This is a genomic window from Pedobacter hiemivivus, from assembly GCF_004331685.1.
GTDB lineage: Bacteria > Bacteroidota > Bacteroidia > Sphingobacteriales > Sphingobacteriaceae > Pedobacter > Pedobacter hiemivivus.
This window is the reverse complement of the sequence record NZ_SJSM01000013.1, coordinates 113,354-133,094: the sequence shown is the minus strand read 5'-3', so window position 1 is coordinate 133,094 and position 19,741 is coordinate 113,354. Positions and strand designations below refer to the sequence as shown.

Here is a 19,741-nt window from a genome sequence, read left to right as displayed (position 1 = left end):
TATTAGAATTTAAGTTCGGCACTGAATGTTACGGTCCTACTGTTGGGATAAGCGCCGTTATCCATTCTTCTAATGGTTGAACCTTCACTTTCAGTAGATACTTCAGGATCATAACCATTATAATATTTCCATAAATAAATGTTATTTCCACTTGCTGTAAGTGTAAGTGACTTTAGTAGATTGTTTGTCGGTTTAACCAGGTTAAATGAATAGCTTATTGATGCATTTTTAAGCCTTAAAAAGCTTGCGCTGTGTACAAACCTATCATTAGGAATATCGTCTTTAGAATCTGCCCTTGGGTAATCAGAGCTGGGGTTACGCACCGGATGCCAGGCATTAACCATATACCTAAACTGATTTGACAGATAAGTTCCTGTACCCATAAAGAGTTCAACAGGGTTATAAATTTTACCCCCTATGGAATAATTTAAGAAAAAGCTCAAATTAAATCCACGATAGCTAAAAGTGTTTTGGATACCACCATATAGTTTTGGATCTGCATCACCAAGATACACTAGGTCACTGTTATCTAGTATTCCGTCATTATTTTGATCAATGTAGCGCTGCCGACCCGCCTGATAAAAATTAGGTGCAGCCGAGGCATATTTTTTATCTGTTAAATTTTGAGCAATCTCTTCCTGAGATTTCCAGACCCCAGCGTACTGCATCCCCCAAAGCGCATTCAATGGCCTACCTTGTACATAACCGTACATCATATATTGTGCACCATAACTATTGTTATAAGCAGAAATTCTATCTAAACCACCAATATCTTCTACCATCTGCTTATTATGGGCAAGTGTCAATGTAGTAGACCAGCTGAAATTTCTACCACTAATGTTTTTAGAATCTATAGCCAATTCAATGCCTTTGTTGGATGTTTTACCAATATTGGTTAACCTGCTGGTATAACCCACATGGCTAGGTAATTGCACAGTAAGTAATAAATCTCTTGTTGTACTGCTATAGGCGTCAAATGTAAAGCCCAATCGATTCTTTAAAATAGCCAGATCAAGACCTAAGTTATAAGAAGTGGTTTTTTCCCAGGTCAAGCCTTCGTTTGATATTCTCGCGGGAAAATAAGCCACAGGTGTAGCTCCACTAAAAATATATCCAGTAGAAGTTGATGACAAACGAGATAAAGACTGATATTTTGAAATCGCATCATTACCCGAAACACCAGCACTTAAGCGAATCGCCAATTCACTAATTCCTTTAACCGGTTTCATGAAATCTTCTTTAAGCACATTCCATTTTAATGCCGCAGAAGGAAAATAACCCCATTTATGATCTGCAGCAAAATTTGAAGCGGCATCTGCCCTAGCCGTAACAGTAAGATAATACTTACCATTGTAATTATAGTTTACCCTGGCCAGATTTGAGATTTTATTTTGACGCTCCAGACTTGATCCTGCATTTAGAGTTTCTTTAGAGGGAATCGCTGTAAGGTCATTTGTCTCAATATCATCTATAAAATAGCCATCTCCACTAGCAAAAAGATCAGTTGTCCAGAAGGTTTGAAAGGTAATTCCATAAACAGCATCCAGATTGTGTCGTTTATTCCATACCTTCTTATAGCTAATGGTATTTTCATTCAAAATATTATTGTCCCTAAACGCTCTTTTATAGGCATAGGCACCTGTATTTTTACTCATTCTGCTCGGTAGCGTAGAAGGGTAAAAAGTATCATCAAACCTATTGTAATCGTAAAATGATACCGAACTTTTAATCTTTAAAGATTTAAGGGGACTCACTTCAACATAAAGCATAGATGAAAGGGTCTTCTTTGTCTGATCCTTTTTCTGCAATAAGGAATTGGCCAATGGAGAGTCAAATAAAGTACCGTTATACCATTGGGTATTAAAGTCGTTTAAACTGCCATCTGGTTTATAAGGTGCAATTGTTGGTGCTAAAAATACAGTTGAGCGATACCAAAGCGTACTTGTACCAACATCAACCTTATTCACATCCTGGTTGATATAAGAATAATTTAATCTTACACCTGATTTCACATACTTATTAAAGGTTTTATCCAGGTTTAATCGGGATTGAATACGCTTCATTCCGCTACTGAGTATAATTCCTTCCGTATTGTTATAATTGGCAGAGAAGTAGTAATTGGTAGATTTATCACCTCCAGACACCGATAATGTATGATTTTGATAGGGTGCGGTACGAGTAATTTCCTTGGTCCAGTTTGTCCCCTCCCCTAAAGCAATAGGGTTTTTATACGGATATTCTTCTAAAGGCTTAGTTTGATTAGCCGTACTGGCAAAATAAAAGCGATCATTTTGAAGTTCCGCAAATTCCTCTGCGTTCATTACATCAAGAAAACGTGGCAAAACAGATTGTCCGATGTCCGAACGGAAAGTGAAATTGGTTTTGCCATTGGTGCCGCCCGTTTTTGTAGTGATCAATATTACACCATTACTTCCCCTTGAACCGTAGATCGCCGTTGATGAGGCATCTTTAAGTACCTGTATAGATTCAATGTCGCTCGGATTCAGGTCATTCAGACTATTTATGGCATCCAATACGCCATCGACTACATAAAGCGGCTCATTGGTTGCCGAAATAGAGCGCGTGCCACGGATACGTATAGATGTACCAGCACCAGGTTCCCCACTCGTACTCATTATTTCCGCTCCGGCAATTCTTCCCTGCAACATTTGATCTACACGCACTACAGGAATATTCTCAATGTCTTTCATCTTTACCACAGTGACAGCGCCAGTAAGGTCACTTTTTTTAACACTTCCGTATCCAATCACCACTACTTCGTCCAGATTACCAGCTTGTTCCAGCATAACTATGTTTAAAGTAGCAGTAGTATTTTCTCTAACCTCTACATTTGTAAAACGCTGGGTTTTATAGGAAACATAGGTGACCTCAAGGGTATACCTCCCGGCAGGGATGCTGATAGAGAAGTTACCCGCAGAATCTGTGGTAAAACTTTTGTTTAACTCTACAACCTTTATACCCACACCAGGTAGATTACCTCCTTTATCATCTGTGATTTTTCCCCTGATTTTACCAGGTTTTAGCTTTTTAAAAAGCCTTATACTTGCACTGCGCTCTTCTTTATAGCCTATACCAGTACCCGTAAAGAGCTTTTCAAGGATATCAGCTAAACGTGTCTGTTTAAATGTCAAATTGTTTGTATTGAGCTTTTCCATATTCAATACAGCATTATCAAATGCAAATTCTATCTTCCCTGTCTTTTCCAGCTTCTTAATGGCTTGATAGAGGTTTCCTTTATCAAAGGAAATAGTAAGTCGCTGTTCAAGCGCCTGTGCTCTGCTGACTGCTGCCCACAAAAACTGCGTAACAGAAAATACAAGAGCGAATATCAATAGGGTAATACGCATAGCTTTCTGCATTTGCAGTAAGTTTTGTTTCATATGTGTTATTTTGGTTTTTAGCTTATTATGATTAATTTTTATGTGCATTGCACTCGCCGAACATTATTGTATCAATATTTCATATCCTCTCTTTTTAAAATTATGACCATGAATTGCGCAGATCAGCTTCATTGTTTCCTCTAATGAGCGATCCGAGCGTATCGTTAAATTGTATTGATAGCTGCGGTTGCCAGCAATTTCACTCTTTAAGGTTACCCCATAAATGTTGTGCATGGCCAATGCCAGCTCTTCAAATCCAGCTTTTTCAAGGTAAACCTTGCCATTAACCCAGGCATCGTTATCGGCGGGAGTTACTTTAGTTAACTGTATGACCTTTTTAGCCTTATGATAAGTAATCTGTTGGCCCGGAATTAATACGCCGTAAACCTTTCCCTGCTCGCTAACACTCACTTTTCCAGTAGTTACGGCGACTTTTATATCAGCCAGTTGCTTGTACGAACGAATATTAAAGGATGTTCCGAGTACTTTTACTACTAGTTGTTGACTGTGAATAATAAATGGCTTGGTTTTATCTTTAGCTATCTGGAAAAATGCTTCCCCTTCCTCCAGGTAAAACTGCCTGTCTTTTCTAGAGAAATGATGTGGGATTCTGATTCTTGAATTCGCATTTAGATGAACAATCGAATTATCCGGCAAGATTACTTTCTTTAATTGCCCTGAAGTAGTAGCAATGATCTGAAAGCCAGTTTCAGCTTTTTCAATGTTTTTTGATTTAAACACAAAAAACCAACTGGCAAACCCTACAGCCGTAACCAATACAATTGATGCAGCAATGTTTCTGAGCCATGTTAATTTGTAAATAGGCTGATCAGATTGGTTCAATTGAACCTGTATCCGGTTCAATATATCCTGCTTTAAAAGATTTTCCTCAATTGGATTGTTTATACCCGGCACTCCTTTTTCCGACTCACCAAATGAATTGTACCAATTCTGGAGCAGATTACGATCTGTTTTATTGAGTCTGTTTTTTAAAAAGGCAGTAAGTAATTTTTTGAGTTGACCTGCGTTCATTTTCTATATGTTTATCCGCTGTTTTATCCGCGTTTAAATATATAGTAGAACTAAGTCCTGATTCTTCCCGAAGAAATGTGAATTTATTTTGCAATTGTATATATCCCGAATTTATTTAGTGCCTAACAAGATATAAAGAGCCAGACAAATGGCTGAGAAATCCTCAGGGAAGTCTCTTGATATTGCCTTGCGAATACGTACTAAACCCATTGAAATGTTATTCCTTACGGTCTTTTCCGCAAGACCCAATTGCTCTGAAATCTCTTTTATGGATTGATCTTTAAAACGGAGCTTAAAAATCTCTTGCATCGTATCCGGCATTTCTTTAACCTCTGAATTTACTGTATTTGCAAAATCTTGCTCTGTTAGTATGTCGCGAATGTTTACTTCTACTTCATTCATCTTTTCTAAAAGGAAACTTAGTGCTTTAGAATGTATGGTATGCTTCCTAAAATGTGCGATGATCTGATATTGGACCGACCTCCTCAAATAAGCTTCAAGTGATTCGTTGATAATAATATTTTGCCTTTCCTTCCAAAAATAAACAAATACATCCTGAACGATATCCTTAGCAAGCTCTTCGTCCCCTAGCCTTCTATAAGCTATGACATACAACTTTTTCCAATAGGTATTGAAAATCGCAGTAAAAGACTCAGGTTGTCCGTTAATCACCTCAGGAGTAGTAATGTTCATTCAAATGAAAATTAATAGTAGAATCTGGAATTTGTTCGTTTGTTTTCGGCAAAACTAGATAATCAAGTGTTTGCCCGGTATTAAGTTTTTGTTAAGGAATATTGGTGGTGTTTTGGTTTATTTGGTTGACCTAATTTATAATATTTTGCAATAAAATTTAAATAAATTAAACAAAATAAAAGCTTCTCTCTCAGATTTTATTAAAATAGAAATTTTATTAGGATATGAATAAAGTTGCAAGTACTTGCAACTTTTCTATTAAAATCGCTTTATTTGTATATTTTTACCAAACTAAATACTAACCAATTTAATGCAGTCTAAACAGTTTACGTGGCAAATAGCCTGGGATTACCAGGCATTTAGAATTAAATTCATTCTTGGAATGATACTTCTTGTAGCCATTTTAATTTTTATACCTCATTTTTTCTCTCACATGGAAGCCAGAGAAGGAATTGTATTAAATGACCGGTTGCTTGCTTACATCCCTGCAAAAGACGTTTCGATACTGATATTTTTGGTTTTGTATGTAATGATTGGATTAATATTGTATCGAATGTCTAGAAATACAATCATGTGTCTCACCGCATTATGGACATTTATTTTTGTATGTCTAGCCAGAATAATAACCATCACCTTGGTACCACTTGATCCGCCTGTTGGCATCATTAATTTGGCTGACCCCTGCTCCATTTTCTTTTACCACTCCAATGTAATTACAAAAGATTTGTTTTTCTCCGGACATACGGCTACTGCATTTTTGGGAGTGCTTTGTCTGGAACGTAAAAATGATAAGCTACTCGCAATGATAGCGACCCTGGCTATTGCAGTATTGCTGTTGATTCAGCATATTCATTATACTGTTGATATTTTAGCCGCCCCTATTTTTACCTGGGTATGTTGGTACTTAGGGAAATCAATGGCTAAAATATAAAATACCTTTCTTTAAAAGCATTACGAAGATTATCTGGAAACATTAGGTGATAACGATATCGTTAAGGGGTATTTCATTGCGCGGATTTTATAATACAGGCGCTTTTTAACTACTTAGTTATTTAGTAACTAAAGGGAGGATGAACTCCCTTTAGAACTAAATATATACGAGAACGTACTAAATTCTTTTATACTCTATTAAATTCCTGATGCACATTAATGCACCAGGAACCTTGTTTTTAATAGGTACATTAACTAAAAGTATAAAAGAATGAGATCACCTCCAATTATATTACGCGAACACGCACTCCTACGTGGTGAATAATACTGCTCACGTGGTGAATGAAAAATGAATAGCTATTGTTTTACGCGAATAGAATACCGTTATTTATAAAATAATTGAAATAAAGAACTTATTACGTGAATGATGCTTTTTCCGTGGTGAATATAAAATAAGTTTAGAAAAAGTAATAGCAATTAAAAGTAAATTCGATGGATGGCAAACTAAATTGCGTTATTATTGATGATGAGAAGCATGCTGTTGATTTATTAGGTGACTACATTGAGGCAATGCCTAATTTACATCTGGTTAAATATTTTACGGATCCACTCAAGGCACTTATCGATATTACCGTTGAAGATAATATAGATATACTTTTTATGGATGTGGATATGCCTGGTATGACTGGACTGGACTTATCGCAGGCCATCAGGTATAAAACTAAATATCTGGTTTTCACGACCGCACATTCTAAATATGCTATTGATGCCTTTGGTGTACAAGCTAACGAGTACCTGCTAAAGCCCATTTCGATGAGCAAATTCGCCTTAATGATCAATCGCTTGCTTAAATCAGAATCGAACCTTAAAAGGCCTACAAATGATGAAGAATTCTTTTTTATAAAAACTGACCAGGTTCAGAAGTATGTAAAAATCAACCTGAAAGACCTTGTCGCAATTGAAGGGTTGAATAACTACGTAAAAATACATACGGTTGCCGGGATGTACATCGCTTATTTAACCATGAAAGAACTAGAGGCCAAACTAGACGGTAATAATTCTTTTATCAGGGTCCAAAGATCATTTATTATCTCTATGGATTTCATCAATAAAGTAGAAGGTGCCTCGATTACTTTAAACAATAAACTTGAAGTACCATTAGGTACAACTTATAAAAAACATTTTCTGACTTTCTTAGAGAAGAAAACATTAAGATCAAATAGAGGAGTACCAGATTAGCCTAATACATGAATGAAAAAGCATTTGCAAGATATTTTATTTATAATTAAGAAGAACCAGATTCATTTTGTAGCCTGGTCCCTATTTATTTTTTACGAGGTTGTGGTAACCGGAATTTTAAGGGGGTACTTTGCTACTTTTAGTAATTATGCTGTATTTTATATTCTGAACATTTGCTTGTTTTACTTTCATGCGCATGTGGTTATGCCCGCAACAAAAACCGAGAGTTCAAAAACTAGTTGGTTGCTTCCAGTGCTAGTTTTAATAGAGATTGTTATATACGTTCCTCTGACTATATATATCGTAGCCTTTTTGCACAAATTTGCCGGCCTGACTGTTTATACACCTGTCGAACTCAATAGTACATCCATAGCGAATGGGGTTTGGAGAACATCGTATTTCTTACTTTTCTCTTCAGGATACTATTATCTGACGAACTATTTAAAAGAAAGGAAGACTGCACAGCAGGTAGAAAAAGAACGTTTGCTGATGATCATCGAGCATCAAAACGTTCAAGCAGAGCTGGTAAAATCTCAACATGCTCATTTAAAAGCGCAGATCAACCCACACTTTCTATTTAATACATTGAGCTTCATTTATTCAAATACGCGTAAAGTAGTTCCTGAAGCTGCTGATGCAATCATGTCACTTTCTGAAATGATGAGGTATGCTATACAGGAAGATGCCGATCGTAATTTCACGCCATTGACGAATGAGATTGAACAAGTAGAAAACCTGATCAGGCTTCATAAAATCAAGTCAGAAAATGGACTCAACATCTTTCTGGATTATGATGATAATCTGAAAGATGTTGAAATCATTCCTTTAATATTGATCACCCTTGTTGAAAATATGTTTAAGCATGGAGATCTTTTACAATATGAGCACCCAGCACGCGTTTCTATTAGCTGTGATGGTCGAACGATAGTTGTTCAAACCTCAAACTTAATCAACACAAAAACAACAAGCACAAGCCATCATATTGGCTTAGAAAACATCAGGAAAAGGCTTCGCATGGTCTACGAAAGTATGGCATCATTGGAAACTGAAAAAGATATCAATAATTACTTTAATGTTATGCTGAGAATTGAACTAAATTAAAGCGTTCGTCACGCTGAATTTATTTCAGCACCTCTCAAGAGAAAGACCACCCTTCTATTGCGAGATCCTGAAATAAATTCAGGATGACTAGGAGCATATAATACGATCGTCATTACCAATTTTTGTATTTTCTCTAATTGACGATACGTACAAAAAAAGAGGCCTGGTCATATTTTATGACCAGGCCTCTTAGTAAATAAGAAAATCGGAATTAACTTACGATTTAGGATTTAAGGCCGAATTGATACGCACCAATAAATCTTGTAAGTGATATTTACTCATACCTGTTGAAGCAGGTATTGCAGCACGAATATCTTTCGCTAAAGTTGTTAAATGTGCACGACCGATGCTTGAAACATCCGACCCCATAGGATTAGCCGTACCAAAACCAGGGAAATTTGCCATAGGATTTGATGATGGAGCAGGTGCTACAATTAACTTAGTCATATTATCTACATAAGCTTTTTGCAAGTTCCTTCTGTATACATCAATATTTTTATGTGAATACAATTCAGACCAAACACCGGCTTTAAGATCACTAAACAGATTAACTGCACTATAAGCATTAACACCATTCAATGCCTCTGCATTGATCAGTTTAGCAATGGTATTTGCGTTTTGAAGTTTACCTAAAGTGTTTTTTTGAACACCTTGGAAAAGGTCTGTTGGATTTACACCAGTACGTTCAATTAATTCTTTGTTGATTAACCATGTTGGCGTAGCAAACAATTGTGCGTTAAGGAAAGTCATTGCTTCCTTTTGTTTTGCAAAAGGCACGGCCTGATACATACCACCTTTTTCTTCAATAGTTTTAGGTGTTGTGTAAATACCAGCCACATTTTTAACAACGTGTCCCATATAGCGGCCATACTGACCAACAACTTCAGAGTAAAGTGTTTTTGCGTTCTGATAGCTTTCGTTAGGCTCTTTGCTCCAAGTTAAAATATTAGGTAAAATACGCTTAAGATTTTTGATACCATAAGCAGAAGCTACCATCGCGTTATCGCCAATATCTTCACTTTGGTTACGTGGATCATTTGAGTCACTTTCAGTTCCGAAAGCTAAACGTTTGTCTGCACCAACTCTTTTAATAATGGTTTGATTAGAATAACTTGCTTCATCTTCAGCAGTATTAAATTCAGGTAACCATCTGTATCCCCATTCAATTGCCCACATATCGTAGTCACCAATTCTTGGAAAAATACCTTTAGCACTAATGTTATCTTCTGGTTGAGCAACGTAATTGAAACGTGCATAATCCATAATTGATGGCGTATGTCCGTTTTTCTCAACCCATTGTTTATCTCTTAACTTCTCAACAGGAACTGTTGCCGAAGAGCCAAAGTTATGACGTAAACCTAAAGTATGTCCAACTTCATGTGAAGACACAAAACGAATCAATTCGCCCATTAATTTATCATCAAACTTCATCTTGCGCGCTTGAGGATCAATTGCAGAAGCCTGGATAAAATACCAGTTTCTTAACAACTGCATGATGTTGTGATACCAGTTGATGTGTGTTTCGATAATTTCACCTGTACGTGGATCATGTACGTGTGGACCACTTGCATTAGCAATATCAGAAGGTTTGTAAACGATAACACTATGTCTTGCATCTTCCATGCTCCACGATGGATCACTTGGTGCTTCTTTAGCTACAATAGCATTTTTAAAACCTGCTTTTTCAAAAGCAACCTGCCAGTCATTTACACCTTGAATAAGGTAAGGAACCCATTTCTTTGGAGTTGCAGGATCGATATAATAAACGATTTGTTTTTTAGGCTCAACCAATTCACCTCTTTTATATTTTTCAATATCTTCAGCTTTTGGCTCTAACTTCCAACGTGTAATTAATGATTGATTTTTTACACCTTGTGTATTGGCGTCAAAATCAACGTAACCAGTAGCAAAATAACCTACCCTTGGATCAAAGAATCTTGGTTTCATTTCTCTAGACGGTAACAATACCATTGAACTGTTAAGTTCGTAGGTTGCCGGTGTTGAAGATGGGGCACCCATACCCATTGGTCCTTGCGGAGCAGATTTTGTATAGGTTTTAAGCGTTCTGATCTCTATATTCATAGGGAAAGCTTTAATTTCCTTGATATAGCTCCTATCAGGAATTTGCCCAGCTAATGACAATGATTTTTTTGTTCCTGCGTCAAAAAAGAAAATATCATTATCGCTGTTCATATAGTCAGTAACATCAATAACAACCCCTTTAACACCAGAAATAGAATCTTTAGCAAAAGCTTTGATATCAAAAGAAGCTACCAAAGGCTGAATGTTCGAATTCATTACAGATTTGTACATCCCCTGCTCTGTAGTATCTTTTGCACGCTCGCCAAAAGAAATACTCTTTAAATATATCTTGTTTGAAGGTCCTTTTTCAAAGCTGATCACATTGTCGCCAATTTGATCACCACCATAACCGATCATAGAAGCACGGTTACCAGCAGCAGCCTTACTTATTCTATTTACAGTTAATATCTCTCTGCCCAATAATGAATCTGCGATTTCAAAGAAATAGCGATCTTCTAAAAAATGAACTTTAAACAAACCTTTGTCTGTTTTTGCTTTAGCCGTTATAACCTGGTTATAGGGTTTTGGAGCAGTTGCTGGCCCGCCCGGGCGGTTCATTGCATTCGGATTACCACTTGGTGGCACCATAGCTGGTGCTGGAGTTGGCGTTTTTGGATTTTTTTTCTGCGAAAAACCCTGATAGCTGGCGCAGAAAAGCACCAGTGCGATCAAACTTAATTTCTTCATTTAGATTATAGTTTTTATATGATTGTTTGGTATGGTATAACGTTATGATAAGAATAATTAGCTCCTAAAAAGCTATTGTTCTTATCATAACGTTGGTTGAGTCTTTATTTGCTCTTAAAATTAGCAAGGCCACTTTTAAGATAAGTTGCGTATTCTTTAGCATCAAAGATGGCGCCTTGAGCAGGTACCAGGGGATTCAAATCATGACCGGCCAATACATATAATGGCTGAGCATTTGATCCATATCTTGTCGCCTGGAAATCCAGGTTCCAATAACCTAAATCATCCGTCTTGCGTTTCAAAATGTCCGAGTAATGAACTTTCTCTGCTGGCATTTTAATGTTACGATCATCAGCATATAGCTGGATCAATACATATTCTTCATTGATCAGGCGGGCAACTTCTTTGTCAACCCAAACCAGATCTTCCATTCTTCTGCAGTTTACACAAGTATGTCCGGTAAAGTCAAGCAAAACAGGTTTACCTACCTTCTTCGCATATTCCAAACCTTCATCTAAATCAAAGAATGGGTGGAAGCCTACAGGTGGTTTCAACGATTCGCTATATTTTACTTTAGCAGGGAAGTCAGCTGATGCAGCACTTGAACCACCTGACGATCCATTTCCACTTAAGATAAAATCCTGTGTATTCATCGGCGGAGCCAATCCACTCAATACGCTTACTGGCGCTCCCCATAAACCGGGAACCATGTACATCGCGAATGAAAACGATAGAATGGCGAAGAATAACCTAGGTACAGACACAAAAGGAACATCGCTATCGTGTGAAAACTTGATCTTTCCAAGGAGATAAATTCCCATTAGGGTGAAGATCACGATCCACAGGACTAAGAAGATCTCTCTGTCAAACCATTCCCAATGCCAGGCCAAATCAGCTGAGGAAAGGAATTTTAAAGCTAAAGCCAGTTCCAGGAAACCCAGGCATACCTTTACGCTGTTTAACCAACCACCTGATTTAGGCATACTACTTAAAAATCCAGGGAATATCGCTGATAAAGTAAACGGTAAAGCTAAAGCAAGCGCAAATCCGAACATCCCGATTGCTGGTGCCAGTAATTCACCTTTAGAACTTGCCTGTACCAATAAGGTACCGATAATTGGTCCTGTACAAGAAAAAGACACCAAAGCTAAAGAAGCGGCCATAAAGAAAATACCGCCAAGACCTTTACTGTTGTCTGCTTTGTTGTCTATTTTGTTTACAATAGAGCTAGGTAGGGTGATTTCAAACGCTCCAAAGAAGGAGATGGCAAACACTACGAGTAGGATGAAGAATAAGAAATTAAATAAGCCACTGGCACTTAAAGCATTTAATCCTGCAGAGCCAAATATTACGGTAATCAACAAGCCAAAAGCTACGTAGATGACAATAATAGATAGTCCATAAATTAAAGCCTGACCAATGCCCTTGCTTTTACTTCCGGCTCTTTTTGTAAAGTAACTAATGGTTAATGGAACCATTGGAAAGATACAAGGCATTAAAAATGCTAAAAACCCACCTACTAATCCTGCAATAAAGGTTTCCCATAAGGTTTTTTCCTTTTCTGCTTTATTAGCTTTTGCATCGCTGCTTGTGGTTGTTATCTTTTTTGTAGTATCTGTAATGGTTGTTGCCGGAGCAACTATGGCTGTATCAGCTTTAGGAGCCTCTTCTGGTGCAATCTCGGTAAATTCAAGATCAGCAGTCGAAGTATCTGCTTCCTGTGCTAATGCGCAGGTAACAGAGCCAAAAAGTAGGAAAAGCCCAATGACAAGCACTTTCATGCTTGTCAAATAGTTGTTTAAAATCATTATTTCTTATTTTACTGGAATAGAGAACTCAACTGTTTCTGGAGGTAGACATTGAGAATCATCACATACCATAAACTCAAGTGTTCCTTTAACAATTGCAGTTGCACCAGTTAATTTAACTTTTTGTTGGAAAGTAACTGTTTTCTCGAAGTAAGTAACATTCATGTCAAACGACTTCTCGAACTTAGTGATTCCTTTTGGTTCAATTGTTTTACCTACAGCTTTGTAAGCTTTTGAAGGTGCAAATGTAAAGCTTGTTTTCACAGGACCGCCATCAGCCATATTTTGTGAGTAAAGGTGCCATCCCTCATCAACAGTAGCTTTAAGATACACAGTAGCTTCAGTTTTTGAAGTTTTCTTTGCAGCATAACTCCATTTTACGGGTTTCAAAATTTGACTACTTGCAGATAAGCTAAATAGTATTCCAACGGTTAACAAGATTAGGTTTTTCATTTTATAATTGTTTTTTTATGTGTAAGCAAACTTATGTATTTCCTCTAATATCAAGGTTATTCAATTCTGTAATTTAAGTGATACCCTTTAAATATTACATTTCGTATACAGCTTTGACTCCTATTTTACCTTTAAGTTTAACGGCATATAAGTCTCAACCCTATCGGGTGTGATTTTTATCCGGCTGCAAACATATCATTTTATTCAATAAATGTAAATTGCTGATCTAGCAAGATGAGATAAAACAATGCCCCTTTTATCAGTAAAACCAGGCTTACAATCTCAATTATCATAAAAATCGCTTTTATTTGATAATTTATTGATTATAATTCCTGGTTTTAGCTAAATACCCAAAGGTTGATTAATCGGGTAACAATTGTGTGATATCGAAAAAATCCCCCTTATAATCCCCCTCCTAATGCGCGGTAAAGTTCCACTCTAGCGTTAAGTTGTGCCGTTTTAATGGTGGTTAGCTCAAGCTCACTTTGCAGTGAATTACTTTGAGCAGTAATCACCTCAAGGTAATTGGCCATTCCACTTTTGAATAATAGGTTGGCGTTTCTAACTGCTTGCTGCAGGGTGTTTACTTTATCTTTCGAAATGTCGTATTGCTGTTTTAATTTCTCAATCTTCACCAATTCGTCAGAAACTTCTGCAACCGCATTCAGTACGGATTGACGGAATTGAATTACCGTTTTTTCTCTTTCAATTTTGGCTACTTCATATTGCGTTTTTAATTGTCTGCCCTGAAGAAGCGGTTGTGTAATCCCTCCTGCTACCACACCAAATAATGATGCTGGTATATTAAACCAATTACTGGCTTTAAATGAATTAAGGCCTGCACTTGCAGTAATACTTAAGGATGGATAGAGACTTGCTTTAGCAATACCGACTTTAGCATTGGCAATGTTTAGAGACAATTCGGCACTTTTAACGTCTGGACGTCTGCTCACCATGGCTGTAGGATATCCCGCAGAAACCTGACTAATGACATCGCTTTTTTCCAAGCTTGCCAAACGATCAACACTTCCTGGTAATCGTCCAGTTAATACTCGCAGGGCATTCTCCTGGATCGTTATATCTTGCTCAAATTTAGGAATCAACTGTGCAGCCACCAACTGTTGAGCTTTAGCTTGCTGAATAGCAAGCGATGTTACCTGTCCGGCATCAAACTGTAAATGGATAATTCTTAAAGTACTATCACTTAAAGCCAAGTTCTTTTTAGCAATAGCAATCTGTGCATCCATCATTAGCAATCTGTAATATCCCTGAGCAACACTGGCTATCAACTGAGTCTGGATGGCTTTTTTTGCCTCCTCCGTTTGTAAATAGGTTGCCAAAGCAGCTTGTTTCTCACCCTTTATTTTACCCCAGATGTCTGCTTCCCACCTTAACCCCACATTCGCATTGAAGTCTTCGACGTGAGTTGTTTTTAAAAACTGGCTGGTACTTAAGCCATTTAAACTGTTATCTGAAGGACGATTCGAACTACCTGTTATTTGCAAATCTACCTGTGGTATATTGCCTAACTTTGATTGCTTCAGTAATTGCTGTGCGGATTCCATGTTTTTGAGGGCAATCTGCAAATCATAGTTTCTTACTAAAGCTGTATCTACAAGGTTTCTTAGTTCTTCTTCTTTAAAAAAATCTTTTATAGTCTGATCAGCAATGCTTAATGAATCCTGCCCTTGGGCATCCCTAAATTTTTCAGGGATTGCTTTGATGGGCAATGCTGTATCTTTTGATACTTTACATCCAGCAAGCACCAGCAAAACGAATAAAGCAGCTAATGTATTTCTATATGTGTTCATTTTATCTTATTATTATTTAAATGATTAAGAATATATTATCTCTGAATCTACCTTGATCACTTCGGGTTGATGATTGTTTTCATCCTGTAAAGGCTTTCCTGATACTTTTTCTTGTAAATTCTGGAAGATGACAAACAATACAGGGATCAGCATCAGTCCAAGAATTACACCAGAGACCATTCCCCCTGCAGCGCCAATACTGATGGAGTGATTACCTTGAGCTGATGGTCCTGTAGCGATACTCATTGGAAACAATCCTACAACAAACGCTAATGAAGTCATCAGAATTGGGCGTAATCTCAGTCTTGCAGCATCTAAAGCAGCGTTAACCAATGACAAACCTGCCTTGCGACGCTGTATGGCAAATTCGACAATCAAAATAGCATTCTTAGCGAGTAGTCCGATGAGCATGATTAATGCAACCTGTACATAAATGTTGTTTTCTATACCAGTTAAACCAATGGTCACGAACACACCTAATACTCCGGTTGGAACAGATAATATAACTGCTAAGGGTAAAATATAGCTTTCATATTGCGCTGCCAATAAGAAGTATACAAATATTAAACACAGCATAAATACAACGGTAGATTGCCCGTTTGAAGACATTTCTTCCCTGGTTTGCCCAGAAAATTCAAATCCATAACCTGCTGGCAATTGCTCTTTAGCAACTTCCTGTATTGCATTAATGGCATCACCAGAACTATAGCCTGGTTTTGGAATGGCATTTACCTGAATGGAGTTAAAAAGGTTGTAGCGAGATGCTGTTTCCGATCCATAAACACGGGATAATTTTACCAATGTTTTTATAGGTACCATCTCCCCTGTCTTGTTTTTAACAAACACGCGGTCTATTGCAGATGGATCTGCCCTATCTGCGATATCTGCCTGAACCAATACACGGTAATACTTACCAAAACGATTAAAATCTGAAGCTTGAGCACTACCAAAATAAGCTTGCATGGTTTGTAAAATATCACGCACATTAACGCCCAATTGATTTGCTTTCTCATCATCTACTTCTAATTGCAATTGCGGATAATCAGCTTTAAAAGTGGTAAAGGCTACAGCAATTTCTTTGCGTTTCATCAACTCCCCAATAAAATTATTGGCTATTCCACTAAATTTATCCAGTTTACCACCTGTTTTATCTTGTAAGACAAGATCCAAGGCTTCTACGTTACTAAAACCGGGAACCGTTGGAAAGCTAAAAACGAAGAAACTACCGCCACTTATGGCACCTAACTTACCTCTGATCACCTCCATGATTGCATTGATGTCTTGAACCTTTCCTCTTTCTTTAGTAGGCTTTAACAGTACAAAAACTACTGCTGATGAAGGGCTAGTTGATGAGGTTAGTAAGTTAAATCCTGTTATTGCAGTCACAAATCTTGATGCATCCAAAGAACGTAGTTCTGTTTCCGCCTGTTGCATAACCTTAGCTGTACCATCTAATGAAGTTCCTGAAGGCGTATTTACGGCTATAGCCACGAAACCTTGATCTTCTGTTGGAATAAAGCCTGTAGGTGTAGTACGAACCAACCAGATTGTAGCCAATATAATAATGGCCAATGCACCAATACTTACTACTTTGTTTTTGATTAGGAAACGCAAACCATTAACATATCTATTGGTCATTGCATTGAAGCTGCTATTAAATCCAGCGAAGAATTTCTCTTTAAAGCCTTTTTTAGTGCCTTCTGCTTGACCTGTGTGGTTACTCTTTAAAAACAAAGCTGCCAAGGCTGGACTTAAGGTTAAGGCATTAATGGCGGATATAATAATTGCGGTCGCCATAGTAAAAGCGAACTGCCTGTAGAAAACACCTGTTGAACCTTCGAGGAATCCTACAGGTAAAAATACAGCGGACATCACTAAGGTAATGGAAATGATAGCTCCACTGATCTCATGCATGGCCTCATGAGTGGCTTGTTTTGCACCTATGTGTTTATGTTCCATTTTAGCGTGTACGGCCTCGACGACTACAATCGCATCATCTACCACAATACCTATGGCAAGTACCAACGCAAATAAAGTGAGCAGGTTAATAGAGAAACCAAAGAGCTGCATAAAGAAGAAAGTACCCAAAATAGCCACGGGAACAGCAATGGCAGGGATTAATGTCGATCTAAAATCCTGAAGGAATATAAATACAACGATGAATACCAGGATAAATGCCTCGATAAGTGTGTGTACAACTTGTTCAATAGATTGATCGAGCGCTACTTTTGTACTGTAAAATATATTGTGCTTCACACCTGCAGGAAAATCTTTAGCTGATTTCTCCATCAGTTTGTTGATGGCGATCTGGATTTCATTAGCATTAGAACCTGCTAATTGAATAATTCCTAGCACAACCCCTTTTTTACCATTCAAACGGGTAAGACTGTTATAGGAATAAGCGCCAAATTCAACTCTGCCTACATCCTTTAAATGCAATACGGAACCATCTGAATTAGATCGGATCGCTATATTTTCGTATTCTTCTGGTTTTGTAAGTTTGCCTTTATATTTAATTACATATTCAAAAACCTCATTGCTACGTTCTCCAAAACGTCCGGGTGCAGCTTCTAAACTTTTATCTTGTATCGCAGCCATCACTTCATTAGGTGTGATTTTATAGCTTGCCATTTGAGTTGGATTTAACCAAATCCGCATCGAGTAATCCTTAACACCACCAAATATACTGGCAGATCCTACACCGGGAATACGTTTGATTTCAGGTATAATGTTTATTTGTGCATAGTTGGCTATGAAAGTCTGATCGTATTTACTTTCATCCTCGGTGTACATTCCGATAGCCATGATAAAGCTATTTTGCTGTTTCGCCGTAATGATCCCTTGCTGTACAACTTCCGATGGCAATTGACTGGTTGCTTGTGTAACACGATTTTGTACGTTTACAGCAGCCTGATCCGGATCCGTTCCTAGCTTAAAATAAACGGTGATGGCCAAAGTACCGTCGTTACTGGCTGTTGAACTCATGTAACTCATGTTTTCGACACCATTGATGGATTCTTCCAATGATGGCGCCACAGAGCGTAGCACGGTTTCGGCATTGGCACCAGGGTAATTGGCCGTAACCAATACAGAAGGCGGTGCAATATCCGGAAACTGCTGTAAGGGTAATTTAGTAAGGCTTAATACTCCAAGTATGACCAATAAGATGGAGATTACAGTAGCCAACACCGGCCTTTGTATAAATATTTTGAACATGATTGTTAATGTTTTAAAGTGTAATTAGTTTTTAGCGACTTTGTCAGTGCTCTTTGTGGCGCAATCACTGCGCCCTCCTGTAGGCGGTCTAGACCACTTAACACAATCTGATCACCGGCTTTTATACCATCCTTTACCAGGTAATTGGTTCCTGTTTTACCAATTACAGTAATGGCTTGTTTTTTAACCTTGTTGCTATCTGCAAGTGCAAATACGAATATCTTATCCTGCACTTCTATCGTAGCAATCTGTGGCACCACAAGCATATTGTCGTGTTGCAAGCTCAATCGTATTTTTCCGGTATTGCCTGATCTTAATAAGCCTTGTGGATTAGGGAATTTGGCCCGTACCGTAATGGCACCTGTAGTTTTATCAAACTGACCATCTATGACATCTATTTTTCCTAACCTGGCATATTCAGTATTGTCCGCCAGAATCAATTTTACTGCAGGTAGTTGTTTGATCTTATCATTTAGCGTTTGTCCGGGATATTGTTCTTTAAAGTTCACAAAATCCTTTTCGCCAAGCGCAAAATATACATGTACATCATGCACATCCGACAATTGAGTCAGGGCATCCACATCAGCTGGGGCCACCAAGCTACCTTGTTTTTTAGCTAATCGGCCGATATAACCACTTACAGGAGCTTTAATTAGTGTATAGCCAAGGTTTATAGAAGCTGTAGACACGTTTGCTTTTGCCTGCTCTATATTCGCTTTTGCAACTTGTGCGGTAGCTTTGGCTGATTTTAACTGAAATTCAGAGATTACTTTATTCTGAACCAGTGGCGTTAAACGCTCTACTTCTAACTGTGCGTTAATCAAAGCAGCTTCTGCCGAATGCTGTGCTGCAACTGCATTATTTAAAGAGGCACGATATTGTTGATCATTAATTTTAAATATCGGCTGCCCGGCATTTACAAAGGCACCTTCATCAACATACACTTTCTCTAAGCTTCCGCTAACCTGAGGTCGAACTTCAACATTAACAGTACCCTCTATAGCAGCTGGATACTCTTGAAAGGTTGTCTCTGTACCTGAAGTTACACTTGCTACCGGTAAAGCTGGTGGTGCAGGTGCTGCAGCCTGAGGAGTTTTACTAGTGCAACTATATAAAAAAAGGGCAAATATCAGGGCTATTGCCTTTGCAACGTTATTAGATGATCTAACAGCGTTAAGTAATAATGGGTAAAAGGATTTATATTTCATGAGAATTGATTTTATTAATTTATGATTATAACGTATGTAAGTGATTTAACAGTGTTAAGTAGTTCTAGAAAAAAACAGGC

The 19,741-nt window shown here is 37.7% G+C and carries 12 protein-coding genes; 3 read left to right on the top strand and 9 right to left on the bottom strand.

Features of this window, described 5'->3' with window-relative positions; all coding sequences use genetic code 11:
* Nucleotides 1-2: 2 nt before the first annotated feature.
* From EZ444_RS18740 to EZ444_RS18730, 3 genes are all read right to left on the bottom strand, one after another.
* Nucleotides 3-3,401: a SusC/RagA family TonB-linked outer membrane protein gene (locus EZ444_RS18740; RefSeq protein WP_225874770.1), complete on the bottom strand. Its 3,399-nt coding sequence runs from the start codon at nucleotides 3,399-3,401 to the stop codon at nucleotides 3-5.
* 63 nt (nucleotides 3,402-3,464) lie between these two features.
* Nucleotides 3,465-4,433, bottom strand: coding sequence for a FecR family protein (locus tag EZ444_RS18735; protein WP_131610675.1), 969 nt, complete (start codon nucleotides 4,431-4,433; stop codon nucleotides 3,465-3,467).
* A gap of 111 nt (nucleotides 4,434-4,544) precedes the next feature.
* Entirely contained in the window at nucleotides 4,545-5,126 is a 582-nt protein-coding gene (locus EZ444_RS18730) for an RNA polymerase sigma factor (protein WP_131610674.1), read from the bottom strand.
* A gap of 310 nt (nucleotides 5,127-5,436) precedes the next feature.
* Here EZ444_RS18730 and EZ444_RS18725 point away from each other — a divergent pair, with 310 nt between their 5' ends.
* The 3 genes from EZ444_RS18725 (at nucleotide 5,437) to EZ444_RS18715 (ending at nucleotide 8,396) form a co-directional block, all read left to right on the top strand.
* Entirely contained in the window at nucleotides 5,437-6,057 is a 621-nt protein-coding gene (locus EZ444_RS18725; protein WP_131610673.1) for a phosphatase PAP2-related protein, read from the top strand.
* Between the two features lie 491 nt (nucleotides 6,058-6,548).
* Nucleotides 6,549-7,295: a LytR/AlgR family response regulator transcription factor gene (locus EZ444_RS18720; RefSeq protein WP_131610672.1), complete on the top strand. Its 747-nt coding sequence runs from the start codon at nucleotides 6,549-6,551 to the stop codon at nucleotides 7,293-7,295.
* A gap of 12 nt (nucleotides 7,296-7,307) precedes the next feature.
* Nucleotides 7,308-8,396 carry a sensor histidine kinase gene (locus EZ444_RS18715; RefSeq protein WP_131610671.1) on the top strand — a complete coding sequence of 363 codons (1,089 nt, stop codon included), beginning with the start codon at nucleotides 7,308-7,310 and terminating at the stop codon, nucleotides 8,394-8,396.
* Between the two features lie 216 nt (nucleotides 8,397-8,612).
* Here the strand turns inward: EZ444_RS18715 and EZ444_RS18710 are convergent, their stop codons facing one another.
* The 6 genes from EZ444_RS18710 to EZ444_RS18685 all read right to left on the bottom strand — a co-directional run bounded on the left by EZ444_RS18710 (nucleotide 8,613) and on the right by EZ444_RS18685 (nucleotide 19,661).
* Entirely contained in the window at nucleotides 8,613-11,165 is a 2,553-nt protein-coding gene (locus tag EZ444_RS18710) for a zinc-dependent metalloprotease (RefSeq protein ID WP_131610670.1), read from the bottom strand.
* A gap of 104 nt (nucleotides 11,166-11,269) precedes the next feature.
* Nucleotides 11,270-12,973: a protein-disulfide reductase DsbD family protein gene (locus EZ444_RS18705; RefSeq protein WP_131610669.1), complete on the bottom strand. Its 1,704-nt coding sequence runs from the start codon at nucleotides 12,971-12,973 to the stop codon at nucleotides 11,270-11,272.
* A gap of 6 nt (nucleotides 12,974-12,979) precedes the next feature.
* Nucleotides 12,980-13,426, bottom strand: a complete 447-nt coding sequence (locus tag EZ444_RS18700; RefSeq protein ID WP_131610668.1) for a protein-disulfide reductase DsbD N-terminal domain-containing protein — start codon at nucleotides 13,424-13,426, stop codon at nucleotides 12,980-12,982.
* Nucleotides 13,427-13,827: 401 nt separating this feature from the next.
* Nucleotides 13,828-15,237 carry a TolC family protein gene (locus EZ444_RS18695; protein WP_131610667.1) on the bottom strand — a complete coding sequence of 470 codons (1,410 nt, stop codon included), beginning with the start codon at nucleotides 15,235-15,237 and terminating at the stop codon, nucleotides 13,828-13,830.
* A 24-nt stretch (nucleotides 15,238-15,261) separates the two neighbouring features.
* Nucleotides 15,262-18,453, bottom strand: a complete 3,192-nt coding sequence (locus EZ444_RS18690; protein ID WP_131610666.1) for an efflux RND transporter permease subunit — start codon at nucleotides 18,451-18,453, stop codon at nucleotides 15,262-15,264.
* Between the two features lie 5 nt (nucleotides 18,454-18,458).
* Nucleotides 18,459-19,661: an efflux RND transporter periplasmic adaptor subunit gene (locus tag EZ444_RS18685; protein WP_131610665.1), complete on the bottom strand. Its 1,203-nt coding sequence runs from the start codon at nucleotides 19,659-19,661 to the stop codon at nucleotides 18,459-18,461.
* Nucleotides 19,662-19,741 lie beyond the last annotated feature (80 nt).